The sequence below is a fragment of the Microcoleus sp. FACHB-SPT15 genome, from assembly GCF_014849525.1.
In the GTDB taxonomy this organism is placed as follows: Bacteria; Cyanobacteriota; Cyanobacteriia; order Cyanobacteriales; family Coleofasciculaceae; genus Symplocastrum; species Symplocastrum torsivum.
Genome location: NZ_JACJNU010000036.1, coordinates 13,971 through 29,527, shown reverse-complemented (window position 1 = coordinate 29,527; position 15,557 = coordinate 13,971). Strand labels below are relative to the sequence as shown.

Here is a 15,557-nt window from a genome sequence, read left to right as displayed (position 1 = left end):
CAAGGTATTGCCTCTGTTTTTAGGTGCATTGGGGTTCTAGGTTGTAAGCACGGAGCCAAGGACAATGGAGAGCATTAAAGTACGGCAGCGTGTTGGACAAGATGGCATCCTCTATCTTGAGATTCCCGTTGGGCTAAGAGAGCAGGATGTGGAAGTAATGGTGATTTATCGGCCTGTTCCATCGTTAACGACTATTGAACCATCATTAGAAGCTCTCTATGGTATCTGTGCGGATGACCCGATTATTCTTGACGATCAGGGAATTGCAGAAGCTCTTGATGATGAGGCTAAGAGTAACCTCCCCCAAGAGACGCTTTGGAATTATCGTGGGATAGTTACACAATAACCAACTTATTTTCGACAAAAACTTGAGAATACTTCTGAATATTTAAGAAATACGGCAATGAAAATTAAGCTCAAAAATCTTGGTGCTTTGAAGCAAGCCGAATTCACTATTGGCGATCTAACGCTCATTTGTGGCTGCAACAATACTGGCAAGACATACGCTACTTATGCGTTGTTTGGATTTTTGTCTACTTGGAGGCGAATGTTTCCGATCAAAATCAACGAAGATAAGATCGAGCAGCTACTTGCAGATGGCGTAATTCGTCTTGACATACAAGAATATGTTCAAAAATCTGAACAGATTGTTGTCAAAGGTTGTCAAGCATATACCCAGCAGTTACCGAAGATTTTTGCAGCACAGGCAGAACGATTTAAAACAACCAAATTTCAGGTAATACTCGATATTAAAAATATTAGTCTTAAAAGCAAATTTGACTTAAAAATGAGAGCTGCGAATGCAGAATTATTTTCCCTTACAAAAAGTGAAGAAAGCACGGATTTAGTTGTCACTTTACTTGTTAATAAAGAGAAAGTAACAATTCCCACTGATGTCCTTAAACGTATCATTTCTGATGCTCTCAAAGACATCATTTTTGCTCAATTTTTCCCTCGCCCTTTCATCGCCAGCGCAGAACGAACTGGTGCTGCTATTTTTCGCAAAGAGCTAAATTTTGCCCGTAATCGCCTGCTTGAAGAAATGGGTCAGGCTGACAAAAATATCGATCCAATGGAGCTTCTATTTAAAGATTATGATGATTATGCCTTACCGATAAAGACAAATGTAGAGTTTACCCGGCAACTTGAAACCCTTGTTAAAAAAATCAGTTTTATTGCCGAAAACCATTCCGATATACTGGCTGATTTTGCTGACATCATTGGCGGCGAGTACACCGTCACCCGCAACGATGAGCTTTACTATGTGCCGAAGGGTAAACGGGTCAAGCTTTCTATGGATGAAAGTTCTAGCGCCGTGCGTTCTCTGCTAGATATCGGCTTTTACTTGAGACACGAAGCCCAGCAAGGTGATTTGCTCATGGTAGATGAACCTGAATTGAACCTACACCCGGAAAACCAGCGCCGTGTTGCACGGCTTTTCGCCCGACTAGTCAACCTCGGTATTAAAGTTTTCATTACTACCCATAGTGATTACATCATCAAAGAACTGAATACACTGATTATGCTTAACCATGACAAACCCCATCTCAAGCGGATCGCTCAAGAAGAAGGTTATCGAGCAGAAGAACTACTTTCCTCTGAAAAGATCAAAGTTTATATTGCAGAAGAGGTACCGATAATATTAGAGGGTAAATCAAGACGGACTAAATGCCAAACCCTGACACTAGCCGATATTAGCTCAGAACTGGGTATCGAAGCTCGCAGCTTTGACAGCACGATTGAAACAATGAACCGGATTCAGGAAGCAATTGTCTGGGGTGAGGAGTAATGTCTGACATTGCCATCCTCAAAGAAATGATCAAGAAAACTGCTACAGTGCCATTACAAAATGATCGCAACAAAAAGAAAGTCATACTCAAAGAACCTCCACCTGCTGACTATTCAGTGACAATCTATGGAATGCCCGATGACGATCAAACTATTGTTATCAAAGCAGACACCTTTACGGCACCAAAGGGGATATTTGCTGATTCAAAATGTGAGTGTAAACGTGCAGATTTTGTCATAATAGCCGATAATGATGAGGCAAGAGTTATCATTTGCATTGAGATGAAGTCGGGAAAGGGAGGTACAGAGAAGGAAATCATTCAACAACTTAAAGGAGCACAGTGTTTCGTTGCCTATTGCCGGGAAATTGGGCAGTCATTTTGGGAGCATCAAGATTTTCTCAAAGATTATGTGTATCGTTTCGTCAGTGTCAGGAATATCAGTATTTCCAAAAGACCAACTCGTTCTTCCGGTAAAACTAACACACATGATCGCCCAGATCGAATGTTGAAAGTTACTTCTCCAAAAGGTCTTCACTTCAATCGTCTTCTTTAAAAGAGAGATCGGAGTTTTCAAAAGAAACTTCTAGATAGCAAAAGCAGGCTAACAATTATGTAGCACGAAGCGTGTTCGCACCCTCCTCACAATCCTATTTCGACGCCATAATTCAATCAAAGCTCACTGGTGCGATGCCTTTGGCGGTTCGCCTAGCGACCATCGTAGCGTAATGAATTGGCGATCGCTCACCTTTCCTGAGTCCCATCCTCCAAAAGTAACCCTGGAACCTGAGAAAAATCCCGATAATTGCGTGTAACAACAATTGCCTTAATTGATAATGCGATTGCAGCAATTCGCATATCCTTTTGCAAGCGCTTTTTTGACAACGAAGGGATTTCAATCAGCATTTGTTGATAGCGATCGCCAGCAGCTTGATCAAAACCTGCCACGGGTACTCGTTTACACAGTGCGATCGTGCGGTTCAGCTTGCTATATAGCCGTACCAAATCTTGCGTGTCTTTCGCATCATTGATTCGCACTACCCAACCATTAAAAAGCTCTTGAACAGTCACAACTGTAATCGCGACATCTGCTCCCACTTCAGCTACCCGACGACTGACCTGTGGATGCCGCCCCAACAGTAGCGAAACATGATCGGTATCAAAAATCCAAAGACTCATATCGCATCATCTGCATCCTGGTCGCGTTCCGCCTGCCATTGTGCTGCCATCTGGGCAAACTCAGCATCCCCCTCAAACATTCCAATAAACTCTGTCCACGGATTTTCTCGAACAGGCTCTTTAAGAGAGATTTCTAGTGGCAAAACTTCAACGCTACTTAGGCGATCGCTCACCAGTTCTTGAATTGCTTGTAGTGCTTCCTTCCGTGTGTCTGCCTCTACCTGGCAGTTCGCTAGTTCAGCGATCGACGCAATGGTTCGCCCTGTCGCAGTTTGCTCTAACAAAACATGAAGATTAAACGCTGACGTAGAGGAAAGCATGATATCCATGTTTTATAAAATCGGAGAGCTGATCCATCCAATAGCGGAGTCAATCTGTAACTACTCTACCAAGTTCAAACTGTATGGTGTAGAGCTATATCGCCCCTCACTTCAGATAAACCTCTGGTTCACAGTGCGATCGCATTTCCCCCACAATACAAGCAAAGTACTACTTCGACTGTCGTTTCGACTTGGTTCGCAAAGCGGCTATCGTAGCTTATTGACAAAATCAGTAAAATAGCCCTAAACAGACACCTTATTGATTGCTTGGAGGCGATAGCAATGTCTTCGATCGTTGAAGTGAGTGAAGCAGGAACGTTACAACTACCCGCCGAAATTTTACAGGCAATTCAACCCAATACTCGCTTCGTGGTAGAGGTGGAAAGCGATCGCTTAATCCTGTCCCCCGTTCCCCCAGAGCAACCCTTTTGGGCAACCGCCACACCTGAAGAACGTGCGGAACGATTAATGCAGTGGGTACAAAGTCATCAGAATGGGGCAAACCTACCTGATGAAGCTTTACGTCGGGAAAACATCTACGACTAATGACTGACTATCTCCTCGATACCAACATTTTGCTTCGTATGAGTGACAGGACATCACCCGTGAACTTATTAGCTGGTAGAGCAACAGCTACTCTTCTAAGGCAACGAAATCGCGTTTTTATCACCAGCCAGAACATTATCGAATTTTGGGTTGTTGCAACTCGTCCAGCAACTGTCAATGGTTTGGGGTGGAGTGTCGAACAAACTCGTACTGAAATTGAGCAGATTTTAAATCAGTTTCCGCAGCTTGAGGAAACGCCACAAATATTTCCCCACTGGTTCAATTTGGTGACAAATTATCAACTTCAGGGTAAACGTGTACATGATGCTCGTTAGTTGCTGTGATGTTAGTGCATGGTGTAACGCATTTACTGACGTTTAACCCAGATGATTTCCGAAGCATCTATGAAATTGTAGTGGTTCATCCCCAAGCAATTGCGAACCCAGAGGCGGAAGGCTAGCGCGGTCGCCCTCGCCAACCGATCAAACCGATTTGTATATAGTACTCAAAAGAAACGTCCCAATAGCAAAAGCAGGTGATCGCATTTCCCCCACAACCCAAGGAAAGTATTATTTCGACTTTCGTTTCGACTTGGGTGGTGTTCGGTGTGCGCCAAAATATTTTTCACTGCGGTAGCGAAGCCACACCCGCAACTGCTGCGGAATCTGGTCTTTTTGTTCTTTAGTCAGCGTGTTGTAAAGCGCTAAAGCGCGATCCCGTTCTCCCCGACAGGCAGCGTTATTATGAGCATCCCAGTAGCTACGGGCAACCCGAATCCGCCGACAGACTTCCTTAACTAGTGCTTCTCCCGTAAGAGGATTTTCCGGCTTCTTCATACTTCTGAACGCTTTTATTCTTGAGATTTTAGACGCCAACCCGGTTTAACAACCTGACGCGCACGCGCAACAACTAGAGAATCATCAGGCACATCTTCTGTCACGACAGAACCAGCAGCAACAGTAACATCTTCTCCTAAGGTAACAGGCGCAACAAGCACACTATTAGAGCCAGTTTTTGTGCGATCGCCAATTTCTGTACGATGCTTCTTTACCCCATCGTAGTTAGCCGTAATTGTCCCTGCACCAACGTTGACTCGTGTCCCAAGGGTTGCATCTCCCAAATAAGATAAATGAGCAACGTTTGTGCGATCGCCTAATGTCGAATTTTTCAGTTCTACAAAATTTCCTACCCGACAGGATTCCCCCACTTCCACATGACCCCGTAGATGAGTGTAAGGCCCAATCCGAGTGCCATCTTTAACAACACTGTCACTCACGACTGAATACAGCACTGTTACATTCTGACCCAACTGGCTATTTTCAATCATACTCCCTGGCCCAATACGGCTACCGGAACCAATTACCGTTTTCCCTCGCAGATGAGTTTGAGGTTCAATCAGCACATCCGGTTCCAATTCCACAGTGTCATCAATCGTAATCGTGCCTGGGTGGACTAGCGTTACTCCCGCACTCATCCAGGCATCTTTTACCCGTGTTTGCAAAATCTCATAAGCATTCGCAAGCTGCTTGCGGTCATTAATCCCAAGAATTTCCTGGTAATCCTCAACATCCAACGCCATTACAGGCTCCAGGTAGTTCACCACATCAGTCAGGTAATACTCTTTCTGGTCATTATTCGCTTGCAGTTGCGGCAGGACTTTTGCCAGTTGCGGCCAGTTGAAGCAGTACACTCCTGCATTAATCCGGTGGTTTTTCTTTTGAGCGGCTGTACAATCTCGGTCTTCTACAATCTGTTTCAGCAGACTTTGACCATCACAAAAAACACGTCCATAGCCTTGAGGATTGGGCATTTGAGCCGTGAGGAGAGTTGCGGCATTCTGATGGGCTTGATGCGTTTCCAGCAACCGTTTAATCGTATTGGGTCGCAACAGAGGAACATCACCATTCAAAATCAGCAAATCACCCGTGAAGCCTTCCAAGTGTGGGAGGAGTTGTTGGGCTGCATGACCCGTTCCCAGTTGCTCGGTCTGTTCGACAAACTCAAGACCAGTAAAGGCATTCAACGATTGTTTTACTTGTTTACTCTGATAGCCGACAATCACGAGACGGCGTGAGGGTTCAATCGAGAGACAACTATGAAGAACTCGTTCAACGAGGGACATTGAACCCAATGTGTGGCAGACCTTAGGTAGGTCAGATTTCATCCGCGTTCCACGTCCCGCCGCTAAAATCGCTACTGCAACCATGATCAGCTATCAGTTTCCAGATTTTCGCTCACTGATGATAACACTGATCAAATGCTAGTCACCTACCCACAGTGCTGATCTACAAGGGCAACTGTCCTTGTGTCAACTTTGCTCCAGTTAAGTTAGCTCCACTCAAGGACGCTTCATCAAGCGCTGCTCCTCTGAGGTCGGCAAAGCTCAGGTTTGTTCCTGTCAAATCTGCCTGATGAAGGCAAGCATCTCTCAAGGAGGCTTTACTTAGATTTGCTCCTTTTAAGTTGACTTCACTAAGGTTTACTCTAGTTAGGTTTGTCCTGTACATACTGGTCTGGCTGAGATTTGCTCCACTCAGGTTCGCGTCACTTAAGTCTGCTGCCGTTAAGTCAGCGCCACTGAGATTTGCCCCACTCAGGTCAGCAAAATTCAGCTTCACGTAAGTTAAGTTGCATTGGCTCAAGTTCTGCTCACAAAGCAAAGCACACCTCAAGTTAGCATTGGCGAAATTCCTATCACCTATAGCGTATCGCCTCAAAAATTCATCTGTTGTTAATCTGGCGAGTAAAGCCGTTGAGTCTCCTTGTTGGCACCATGAAGCTCCTACCAAGTTTGCTGCCGTGTTAACAGCTACCCTATCACGGTTAGGCATGACAACCCCGTTACACCCATCCCAGTCAGCACCGAGCATAAAGGCAATATCAGAAGCGGCAACTGCGGAGTCAAACAGGAGAACGTCGGGTTTATGCCCGGACAATAGCTTCATCCCAATCAATTGATTTAGAGCTAAAGAATGTGTTCTTCTTAAAAAGTCTTTCATGGTGATGATGGGTGTTGAGGCAAGCAATCGCCAAATCGTTTTGGCTCTTACTCTGTCTAAAATTGTGCCTATGGCTTGCTATCAAAACTGTAAGGGGGTTCTACTTTATGAGTAGGGATTCCCGACTGAGTTGAAATGCGATCGCAAAGCACTGCCGCCTTGCGCCGGATTGCACTCTCGTAAAAAAACAACGATGAAACTTAAGTGTTAGCTGTCTATAGGCAGAGATAAACACTTGAGTAATGTAGATATTCTTAGGATTATATTTATTGAATTTACAAGAAACATTTTTAAAGAAATTATTTTTTTTATTTTATTAACAAAAGTCTCATCAAGACTCTTGCATAAAAGCCACTGATATGCACTTTACCTTTTTAACCTAAAGCTAATCTTATTCAGACTAATTCTTTAACTTGCTATAGCAAATTATTAATATTCTCATGGGACGCTATGGGGCGTGACAACTCAGTATTTTGGTATAGCGACCCTAGCGAAACATGGCTAACGTACAACTTGAAGGCTTTGCTCTCCTCCCCGCAGATACATTCGCTGAAGGTCCTCCTACTGGTGAAGATGTTTCGGGAAACGGTCGCACTGGTCCCTTTGAAAGCCCACCAGTCCAAGGCTTTAGTGGGGTTCAGTTTGCTAGCAATGATTCTTACTGGTTTCTCTCTGATAATGGCTTCGGTAGTAGAACCAACAGCTCTGATTACCTCCTCCGAATCTATCAACTCGCTCCTAGTTTTAATACCGCAGAGAATGGCGATGGTAGTGTCGAGGTTTTGGACTTCATTCAACTGTCTGACCCTGACAATAAAGTTCCTTTTGAAATTCAGAATGAAGGCACAAGCGATCGCCTTTTGACTGGAGCAGATTTTGACACGGAATCCTTTGTCTTTGCGGCTGACGGAACTATCTGGGTGGGTGAAGAATTTGGCCCCTATTTGCTCCATTTCGACGCAACAGGCAAACTACTCGATGCGCCAATTCCAACCCCAAACTTCTTCGACCTCAACACCCTCACTGGAGAAGCGCCAATTGTTATCGGACACCGAGGTGCAAGTGGTTTGCGTCCAGAACACACACTGGAAGCTTATGCACTTGCGATCGAGCAAGGGGCTGACTTTATCGAACCTGACTTAGTTTCCACTAAAGATGGTATCTTGGTTGCTCGTCATGAAAATGAAATCTCTGGCACCACAGACGTTGCTGACCGCCCAGAATTTGCTGACCGCGAGACTACCAAAATCATTGATGGTCAAGAAGTCACGGGTTGGTTCACTGAAGACTTCACCCTAGAAGAACTGAAGACTCTTAACGCAAGAGAACGTTTACCAGAACTCCGGGGTACCGAATTTGATGATGATGGGTTAAAAATTCCTACTTTAGAGGAAATCATTGACCTGGTTAAGCAGGTTGAAGCCGAAACGGGTCGTGTAATTGGCATCTACCCGGAAACTAAGCACCCCACCTACTTTGATTCTGTTGGACTGTCTCTGGAAGAACCACTCATTGAAACCTTGGTAGAAACTGGGTTTACTGACCCGGATCGGGTGTTCATCCAGTCCTTTGAAGTGACAAATCTCCAAGAAGATTTGACACAACTGATGGCAGAGGCGGGAATTGACCTACCACTGGTGCAGTTGTTTGATGAGTTTTCGGTACAGCCTTATGATTTCGTCGCTAGTGGTGACTCTCGCACTTATGGGGATTTGATTAGTCGGGAGAGTCTCCAAGATTTTGTCGCTACCTATGCCGATGGGATTGGCCCCTGGAAGCGAACGTTTGTGCTGACAGAACCTTTGGAAACCCCAATTGATACGAATGGAGATGGTGTCGCTGACGTAACCGAACGACTCACAGGTGAGATTTTACCTGTTGTTGAAGATGCTCATGCGGCAGGCTTACTCGTGCATCCCTACACCTTCCGGGATGAAGATGTTTTCTTGACTGAGGACTATAACGGGAATCCAGAACTGGAGTACGAACAGTTTATCAACTTGGGAGTGGATGGATTCTTCTCCGACTTCCCAGGAACAGCCGATGAAGTTCGTGATGAAGTGACAGGGGAATTTGTGCGATCGCCTGATAACCCTGATGTCTTAGCAGGTGAAGCAGTGTCTAACCTGGGGGGTTCCAGAGGTTTTGAGGGGATGGCAATTAGCCCTGACAAAGCAACACTGTATCCATTGTTAGAAGGTTCAGTTACAGGTGATCCAGACAACGCCCTAAGAATCTACGAGTTTGATGTCGCCTCGGCTGATTATACGGGGCTAGCTGGCTTCTATGGCTTAGAAGACCCTAGCCATGCGATCGGGGATTTTACTGTGATTAACGAGAATGAATACCTCGTTATTGAACGGGATAGTGGACAAGCCGACACTGCCGAATTCAAAAAAATCTTCAAAATTGACCTTACCCAGAAAGATTCCGAGGGCTTTTTTGCCAAAGAAGAAGTTGTCGATTTGCTCAATATCAGTGACCCCAATGACCTAAACGGTGATGGTAGCACGACCTTCGATTTCCCCTTCGTCACTATCGAAGATGTGTTAGTGGTTGATGAAGATACGCTGCTAGTTGCTAATGACAACAACTATCCCTTCTCCGTTGGGCGTCCCCCAGAGATTGATAACAACGAAATCATCCTTCTGGATTTAGAGAATCCCCTCAATCTCGATTTACGTGTTGGTCTTGCCGCCCTCGATCGCACTATCATCCAAGGCAATCAGGAGAGTGAAACCCTCGTTGGTGCTGACAATGTTGACGATTTCATCTTTGCTAGTGGTGGAGATGATACCGTTGCTGGTGGTTTGGGGAATGACCAAATCTTTGGTGAAGAGGGTGATGATACCTTGCGGGGTGACCTCAACGACAAATCCCCTGGTGGTGACGTTGGCGGCGATGACATCATCTACGGTGGGGAAGGAAGCGATCGCATCGGTGGGAAAGGTGGGAATGATTCGCTTTACGGCGATGCTGGCGATGACTTCATCTGGGGCGATGCTGGTAATGACCTGATTCGGGGTGGTTTGGGTAACGACACCTTAGTAGGAGATGACTTCTCCGGTGGTAACGGCAGCGATACCTTCGTACTAGCTAGTGGTGAAGGTACTGATACCATTCTCGACTTCCAAATTCAGGAAGACTTCATTGGTCTAGCCAATGGTTTAACCTTTGGTCAGTTATCAATCACACAAGATGAAAGTAATGCCGTGATTGGATTTAATGACGAGACTCTTGCCTTCTTAACTGGAGTTCAAGCAAGTATTCTAATTGATAACGCCTCTACTGTGTTCATCTCTGTCTAATCTCGGTTCACTTTGATATTGCATTAAAGTTTGGGTAGGGACGCATGGCTTTGCGTTCTTACCCAATTTTGTATTTAGACAATTACATCAAGAATTGAATTAGTTTTATACCCTTTTTCAAGCAATGAAGTCCAAATTTTTTGTAAGGGCGCACCACTATGCGCCCTTGACTGTATTGCTTAGTAATTTTTCTAACTAATATTTATTTGTAATTTTCCTAGTTAATCTAATTAGATAGAGCTGAAATTTAAAAAAAACTTGATTTAGCTCTTTGAAAAGTTTTAACTTTAACCGCATTAAAAATTATACGCTGAACACTAATTTTTCTTAGCTCTTGCGTAAATAGCGATTTGTATTAAAATCTTTCTTTCACTAAATCCGAGACGTAGCACCCTGGAAAGAATTTTCAAGAAAAATGCTTTTTAAAACAAATTTTCTTTCGGCATCTATTAGCGAATTCTACCAAAAACGAAGTCGAGTCCCGGAATTCTGGTTAAAAAACTATACAAGAAGCGGTAAGAACTCATGCGATGTCAAACTTTATACGAAAGTCTTCCGTGTATTTATTTCAGGATTGACTCAGCCGGAGTAATTCTTTCAGTCAGTCAGTTTGGCGCAGCTTACCTGGGTTATGGGGTAGAGGAATTAACAAACCAGTCCAGCTTTAGCCTGATTCATCCGGAAGACCAGGAAAAACAGACAGATGCGATCGCAAAGTCCATCAACTCAAAACTTGTTGCAGATTGCGAATACCGTGTCTACAGCAAAGATAACAAAACGTTGTGGGTCACAGCTAGGGTTCGCCTTATCCCAGATACAGATACCAATCCAGAAATTCTTTTAGTTTGGGAAGATAACACAGAAAGCTACCAGACAGCAGCAAAGGCACTACAGCAGAGAGAACAGGAACTAGAAGCCTTAGCCAAATTGACTGAAAGTATCGCAACAAATTTACCTGGCTCAGTCTATCGAGCCATTTTGCACCCTGATGGCAAGGTGAGTGTACCCTTTGCCAGTGCTGGTTTACAGGAACTCACTGGTATTGAGCCAAAAGAAGCAATGCAACAGCCAAAGTGCTTGTTCCAACTGGTTCATCCTGACGATCAAGCACAATTCCGTCAGGCGGCAAGAACTGCCCTGCAAAATCTTGAGCCGTTTGATTGTGAGTATCGGCTGATCACAACATCCGGTCAAACTAAATGGGTACATGATCGAGCGCGATATTGCCGGATGAGTAATGGTGATGTGATTGTAGACGGAGTTGCTCTCGATATTAGCGATCGCAAACTTGCAGAAGCCGCCCTCCGAGACAGTGAATACCGCTATTACACCCTGGCAAAAATGTCACCCGTTGGGATATTCCGCACCGATGCCCAAGGACAATGCATTTACGTTAATGATCGCTGGTGTGAACTTGCTGGGGTGTCTTGGGAAGAGAGTTTTGGAGAAGGTTGGGTAAAAGCTCTCCATCCGGATGATCGAAAGCATGTTTTTAGAGAATGGAACCGGATGAGAAATGAAAATCGACCCTATAAAGTTGAATGTCGTTTTCAGCACCCGGATGGAGCGATAACCTGGGTTTTAGCAGAAGCGATCGCGGAAAAAGGGGAAAACGGAGAGGTAAAAGGTTACGTCGGGACATTCACCGATATTACGGCAAATAAACAAGCCGAAAAAGCCCTTAGAGAAAGCCGAGAAAAATACAGACTGCTGTTTCAACTCTTCCCTATTGGTATTTCCATCACTGATGAAGTTGGCAAAATTATTGAAGTCAACCCTGCCTCAGAGAAGATTTTAGGGGTTCTAAGCGAAGAACATATCCAAAGAAACTACGATGGTGAAGAATGGAAGATTATCCGCTCGGATGGCACGCCGATGCCACCGGAAGAGTATCCCAGTGTTAGAGCCTTAAAAGAAAATTGCCTGATTGAAAATATTGAGCAAGGAATAGTGAAACCAGGTAATAAAATTTCCTGGATTAGTGTCACAGCCGCTCCTATCCCTCTAGAAGGGTATGGGGTTGCGATCGCTTATTTTGATATTACTGAACGCAAACAGACTGACGAGGCTCTACGACAGCAATTCTTGAGGGAACGGCTGATGGGAGCTATTCAAGCACGGATTCGTCAGTCTCTTGACCTTACCAAGGTTCTTAACACAACAGTCGCGGAAGTGCGGCAGTTTCTTCAAACCGACCGGGTGATTATTTATCGCTTTGAGCCAAACTGGAGTGGGATTGTAATTGTAGAATCGGTTGGGCAAGGGTGGACTCCAACGCTGGGACGAACAATCCAGGATGATTGCTTTGTTAAAGAACTCTGTATTGAGCCATACAGACAAGGTCGAATTCAAGCTGTGGAGGATATCTATACAACGGATTTGACTCCTTGCTATGTCGATTTACTAGCCCAGTTTCAGGTTAAAGCGAATTTGGTCGTGCCGCTCCTGCAAGGGGAAAAACTATGGGGATTACTTGTTGCTCAGCATTGTACTCAACCCAGACAGTGGCAGTTGTGGGAGATCGAGTTACTTAAACAACTCGCGACTCAAGTGGGAATTGCGATTCAACAAGCAGAACTCTATCAACAACTAGAGGTAGCGAATCAAGAATTAAAACGTCTGGCAACCTTGGATGGCTTAACTGGGTTAGCGAATCGCCGTCGGTTTGATGAGTACATAGAACAAGAGTGGCGGCGTCTTGTTAGGGAACAACAACCCCTATCGCTAATCATGTGTGATATTGATTTTTTCAAGCTTTACAACGACACATATGGGCATCAAGCGGGTGATGATTGCCTCAAACAAGTCGCCACTGCCCTCCGTCGCTGTGTCAAACGTCCGGCTGATTTAGTGGCACGGTATGGAGGTGAAGAGTTTACTGTGATTTTGCCCCACACAACGGCGGCTGGAGCCTTCTGTTTAGCCAAATCCATCCACCAGCAAATTAGACAGCTAAGGCTTGCTCATCCTGGTTCAACAGTTAGCCAGTATGTCACCCTCAGTTTAGGTGTTGCGGGTTTGATTCCTTGTCCCGGTGTAACACCTGCTAAGTTGATTGCGGCGGCTGATGCGGCGTTGTATGAAGCAAAAACAACAGGACGCGATCGCGTTATTCTCGTGGAACTTTAAAAAGACAATGATAAATTCAATACAGAGGGAGTGCGACCGAAGCACTTCGTCTAACTCCCGTTAGGTGGGATGATTTACGTGACACTCATTGGCATTTGCTGTCTCTCAATGCAAAACAAGACTAAGTTAATTAGTAAGATCATTGCCAGTACCCTGCTATTTTTGGCTCTAGCACCACAAAACAGGCAATTTGCCCAAGAGTCACCCCTTCTCTCTGTCTTTCTCCTCAGAATGACCTGTGTTGATACAGGACTCGGCAACTGGGCACGTCAGACTCAAGATGTTTCTGTCGGGAAAGCTGTTTATAGATCAAGGCTGTACATGGGGCCAGGCGACCGTTCTGCATCTATGACTTGTAAGCTTCAACCCAATCCGGCAGAAGTAATTTTTCAGACCCTACAGCTAGATTTTGGGATGCGCGACAATGACCGGAATAGTCCTGCGGCTGTTGTTAACGTTTATCTAGATGGGGTGAAGGCTGAGACTCGGACAGTTGCTCCTGGACAACAAGCATCGGTGTCGTTAGATGTCACCAGTACGACCAACGTTTCCATAGAAACCATCTGTACTAACCAATCCCGGTATTGTGAACGGGTTTATTTCTGGAACGCTTCCCTGGGGTATCCGCCTCTGGTAATCGAATAAAGTCAATTGCCATCAGGATAGTGGCGGCACGCTTAAACCCTTGAGAGAGTGCTGCCCTTCCTCGGCAGTTAACCCTTTACATTGAACTAGTACACCGAATCCTCCTAGTCCCATAGGGTTCATTAGCTGATGTAGCGCCTGACGACGCTGCATAATTGTCATCACATCTTGTACTCCAGCGATCGCTTGACCTTGGGGGTCATTCACACGGGAGAGCGCGGCAATGCGATCACCTAATCCCAATGCCATCAAAAACAACCCTTGCTGAGTAAATCCCACCCGATGCAAGCCAGACAATTCTCCCTGACGGTCTAGGGCAGTAAAGTCTACATGAGCGGTTATATCCTGATGCCCAACATATAAATAAGGGTCATCATGATGCTGGTGACGGTAATAGCACTGTAATGTCCCTTGGTGGCGTGATGGGAGGTAATAGCGAGTGGCTGGATAACCGTAATCAATTGTCAAGAAAAACCCGCGTTGCAGGCGTTTAGCAACCGTATTTAGCCAATCCAGAGCGGCTAGATTCACCTCACTGCGATAGCCATCTGGATAGGCACCTGACATCAAATCTATTCCGACAAAATCAAAGTACTCCTCTAAGCGAGGTGTTGAAGGAGTATCTGTAACCTCGACAAAGCGAATCTCTTCACCTGTAGCATCGGCTGTCGTAACGTAGATTTCCTTTAACTGCCCTGCTTCCAGCACAAATTGATGTACGGGTAAAGCATCCACCAATTCATTAGAAAAACAACAACCCGTGATTGAGTTTTCGGGTATTTCGTCCCAAGAACACCACCGCACCGACAACGGCTGTAGTCTTAATTTCTCTAGTTGCTGCTGCTGCTGAGCAATCAGTCCTGCTGCCTTCTCAACAATGAGATACTCCAACGCCTCAAAGCACTGAGGATGCCACCGATGGAGGTAACTGAGAATATCTGCCGCCAGCAGTCCTTGCCCTGCGCCCATCTCAATTAGGGTGAAAGGCGTTGGCTGTTCTAAAATTTCCCACATTTGGGCAAATTGCTCAGCAAGTAACTCACCAAAATCACTACCTAAGTGAGGTGAGGTAAAAAAGTCACCTTCTGAGCCAATGTTGACAGAACCAGTGGCGTAGTAGCCATATTGCGGCTGATACAGCGCCAAGTCCATGTACTCAGCAAAGGTAATTCGCTGGTTGGGTGCGGCAGCAATTGAGGTAGCAATCAAGCGTCGCAAAGCTTGGTCATCTGGAACTGATGACGGTTGGGAATTTTGCCTGAAATCGAACGAGTTACGCATAATTAATTCATAAAAATTAAGGAGTTTGCTGTCAAACCCCCTTAATACAAATGGCATTGACTTACTCCCTGTCCCGCTCTAAGAATACCTAAGCTTAAGATAGCAGGGGAAGCAGGGGGGAGAAGGGAAATAGGTAATCTTCTGGTGGGAAAGGAGTCAGAAAACTTGGTGAGTGGTTTAATTCCTATTACCTCTAATCACTTACCAAAAAAACCTTGTACAGGGGGTCTGGGGGAGGCACTCCGTCCCCCACCGGAGATGAGAGTGAGGAGGGGGAGTGGGGGATCTTCCCCCCAATCCGGGTTTTTCAACGAAAAATAATTGTTCGTTAAGGAAAGCGACATTCCCCTTCCTTAATACCAT

Annotated in this window: 14 protein-coding genes; 8 read left to right on the top strand and 6 right to left on the bottom strand. The window is 45.2% G+C overall.

Going from position 1 to position 15,557, the window contains the following annotated elements:
• Nucleotides 1-64: 64 nt before the first annotated feature.
• Genes H6F98_RS12255 through H6F98_RS12245 form a run of 3 tightly spaced genes read left to right on the top strand, consistent with a single transcriptional unit; the run spans nucleotide 65 to nucleotide 2,343 of the window.
• Nucleotides 65-346: a hypothetical protein gene (locus tag H6F98_RS12255; protein WP_192218969.1), complete on the top strand. Its 282-nt coding sequence runs from the start codon at nucleotides 65-67 to the stop codon at nucleotides 344-346.
• A gap of 57 nt (nucleotides 347-403) precedes the next feature.
• Complete coding sequence (locus H6F98_RS12250) at nucleotides 404-1,789, top strand: AAA family ATPase (protein ID WP_192218968.1); 1,386 nt, start codon at nucleotides 404-406, stop codon at nucleotides 1,787-1,789.
• Nucleotides 1,789-2,343: a hypothetical protein gene (locus H6F98_RS12245; RefSeq protein ID WP_192218967.1), complete on the top strand. Its 555-nt coding sequence runs from the start codon at nucleotides 1,789-1,791 to the stop codon at nucleotides 2,341-2,343. Before H6F98_RS12250 ends, H6F98_RS12245 begins: the two co-directional genes overlap by 1 nt.
• Before the next feature lie 188 nt (nucleotides 2,344-2,531).
• Here H6F98_RS12245 and H6F98_RS12240 read toward each other — a convergent pair whose 3' ends face one another.
• Together H6F98_RS12240 and H6F98_RS12235 are read right to left on the bottom strand one after the other, a co-directional pair.
• Entirely contained in the window at nucleotides 2,532-2,966 is a 435-nt protein-coding gene (locus H6F98_RS12240; RefSeq protein ID WP_192218966.1) for a type II toxin-antitoxin system VapC family toxin, read from the bottom strand.
• Complete coding sequence (locus tag H6F98_RS12235; protein ID WP_192218965.1) at nucleotides 2,963-3,286, bottom strand: hypothetical protein; 324 nt, start codon at nucleotides 3,284-3,286, stop codon at nucleotides 2,963-2,965. Before H6F98_RS12235 ends, H6F98_RS12240 begins: the two co-directional genes overlap by 4 nt.
• Nucleotides 3,287-3,568: 282 nt before the next feature.
• Here H6F98_RS12235 and H6F98_RS12230 point away from each other — a divergent pair, with 282 nt between their 5' ends.
• Both H6F98_RS12230 and H6F98_RS12225 read left to right on the top strand, forming a co-directional pair.
• Nucleotides 3,569-3,832, top strand: a complete 264-nt coding sequence (locus H6F98_RS12230) for an AbrB/MazE/SpoVT family DNA-binding domain-containing protein (RefSeq protein ID WP_192218964.1) — start codon at nucleotides 3,569-3,571, stop codon at nucleotides 3,830-3,832.
• On the top strand, nucleotides 3,832-4,167 hold the full coding sequence (locus H6F98_RS12225) for a PIN domain-containing protein (RefSeq protein WP_242058505.1): 336 nt from the start codon (nucleotides 3,832-3,834) through the stop codon (nucleotides 4,165-4,167). The genes H6F98_RS12230 and H6F98_RS12225 overlap by 1 nt, the downstream gene beginning before the upstream one ends.
• 234 nt (nucleotides 4,168-4,401) lie before the next feature.
• On the opposite strand, the gene H6F98_RS12220 is transcribed toward H6F98_RS12225, so the two are convergent.
• The 3 genes from H6F98_RS12220 to H6F98_RS12210 form a co-directional block, all read right to left on the bottom strand.
• Nucleotides 4,402-4,668 carry a Precorrin-3B methylase gene (locus H6F98_RS12220; RefSeq protein WP_192218963.1) on the bottom strand — a complete coding sequence of 89 codons (267 nt, stop codon included), beginning with the start codon at nucleotides 4,666-4,668 and terminating at the stop codon, nucleotides 4,402-4,404.
• A 14-nt stretch (nucleotides 4,669-4,682) separates the two neighbouring features.
• Complete coding sequence (gene glmU / locus H6F98_RS12215) at nucleotides 4,683-6,038, bottom strand: bifunctional UDP-N-acetylglucosamine diphosphorylase/glucosamine-1-phosphate N-acetyltransferase GlmU (protein ID WP_192218962.1); 1,356 nt, start codon at nucleotides 6,036-6,038, stop codon at nucleotides 4,683-4,685.
• Nucleotides 6,039-6,117: 79 nt separating this feature from the next.
• Complete coding sequence (locus H6F98_RS12210) at nucleotides 6,118-6,831, bottom strand: pentapeptide repeat-containing protein (RefSeq protein WP_192218961.1); 714 nt, start codon at nucleotides 6,829-6,831, stop codon at nucleotides 6,118-6,120.
• 497 nt (nucleotides 6,832-7,328) lie between these two features.
• On the opposite strand from H6F98_RS12210, the gene H6F98_RS12205 reads away from it, so the two are divergent.
• From H6F98_RS12205 to H6F98_RS12195, 3 genes are all read left to right on the top strand, one after another.
• The gene (locus tag H6F98_RS12205; RefSeq protein WP_192218960.1) at nucleotides 7,329-10,139 is read left to right on the top strand and encodes an esterase-like activity of phytase family protein; all 2,811 of its coding nucleotides are present in this window, start codon (nucleotides 7,329-7,331) and stop codon (nucleotides 10,137-10,139) included.
• A gap of 525 nt (nucleotides 10,140-10,664) precedes the next feature.
• Complete coding sequence (locus tag H6F98_RS12200) at nucleotides 10,665-13,268, top strand: PAS domain-containing protein (RefSeq protein ID WP_192218959.1); 2,604 nt, start codon at nucleotides 10,665-10,667, stop codon at nucleotides 13,266-13,268.
• A gap of 108 nt (nucleotides 13,269-13,376) precedes the next feature.
• Nucleotides 13,377-13,913, top strand: a complete 537-nt coding sequence (locus H6F98_RS12195) for a hypothetical protein (RefSeq protein ID WP_192218958.1) — start codon at nucleotides 13,377-13,379, stop codon at nucleotides 13,911-13,913.
• A 12-nt stretch (nucleotides 13,914-13,925) separates the two neighbouring features.
• On the opposite strand, the gene H6F98_RS12190 is transcribed toward H6F98_RS12195, so the two are convergent.
• Nucleotides 13,926-15,194 carry a class I SAM-dependent methyltransferase gene (locus H6F98_RS12190; protein ID WP_192219042.1) on the bottom strand — a complete coding sequence of 423 codons (1,269 nt, stop codon included), beginning with the start codon at nucleotides 15,192-15,194 and terminating at the stop codon, nucleotides 13,926-13,928.
• Between the last annotated feature and the right edge of the window lie 363 nt (nucleotides 15,195-15,557).

Bases quoted from the DNA above. Each gene is read 5' to 3' on its own strand.
- H6F98_RS12255 (WP_192218969.1), top strand. From the start codon at position 65: ATGGAGAGCATTAAAGTACGGCAGCGTGTTGGACAAGATGGCATCCTC.
- H6F98_RS12250 (WP_192218968.1), top strand. From the start codon at position 404: ATGAAAATTAAGCTCAAAAATCTTGGTGCTTTGAAGCAAGCCGAATTC.
- H6F98_RS12245 (WP_192218967.1), top strand. From the start codon at position 1,789: ATGTCTGACATTGCCATCCTCAAAGAAATGATCAAGAAAACTGCTACA.
- H6F98_RS12240 (WP_192218966.1), bottom strand. From the start codon at position 2,966: ATGAGTCTTTGGATTTTTGATACCGATCATGTTTCGCTACTGTTGGGG.
- H6F98_RS12235 (WP_192218965.1), bottom strand. From the start codon at position 3,286: ATGCTTTCCTCTACGTCAGCGTTTAATCTTCATGTTTTGTTAGAGCAA.
- H6F98_RS12230 (WP_192218964.1), top strand. From the start codon at position 3,569: ATGTCTTCGATCGTTGAAGTGAGTGAAGCAGGAACGTTACAACTACCC.
- H6F98_RS12225 (WP_242058505.1), top strand. From the start codon at position 3,832: ATGACTGACTATCTCCTCGATACCAACATTTTGCTTCGTATGAGTGAC.
- H6F98_RS12220 (WP_192218963.1), bottom strand. From the start codon at position 4,668: ATGAAGAAGCCGGAAAATCCTCTTACGGGAGAAGCACTAGTTAAGGAA.
- glmU (WP_192218962.1), bottom strand. From the start codon at position 6,038: ATGGTTGCAGTAGCGATTTTAGCGGCGGGACGTGGAACGCGGATGAAA.
- H6F98_RS12210 (WP_192218961.1), bottom strand. From the start codon at position 6,831: ATGAAAGACTTTTTAAGAAGAACACATTCTTTAGCTCTAAATCAATTG.
- H6F98_RS12205 (WP_192218960.1), top strand. From the start codon at position 7,329: ATGGCTAACGTACAACTTGAAGGCTTTGCTCTCCTCCCCGCAGATACA.
- H6F98_RS12200 (WP_192218959.1), top strand. From the start codon at position 10,665: ATGCGATGTCAAACTTTATACGAAAGTCTTCCGTGTATTTATTTCAGG.
- H6F98_RS12195 (WP_192218958.1), top strand. From the start codon at position 13,377: ATGCAAAACAAGACTAAGTTAATTAGTAAGATCATTGCCAGTACCCTG.
- H6F98_RS12190 (WP_192219042.1), bottom strand. From the start codon at position 15,194: ATGCGTAACTCGTTCGATTTCAGGCAAAATTCCCAACCGTCATCAGTT.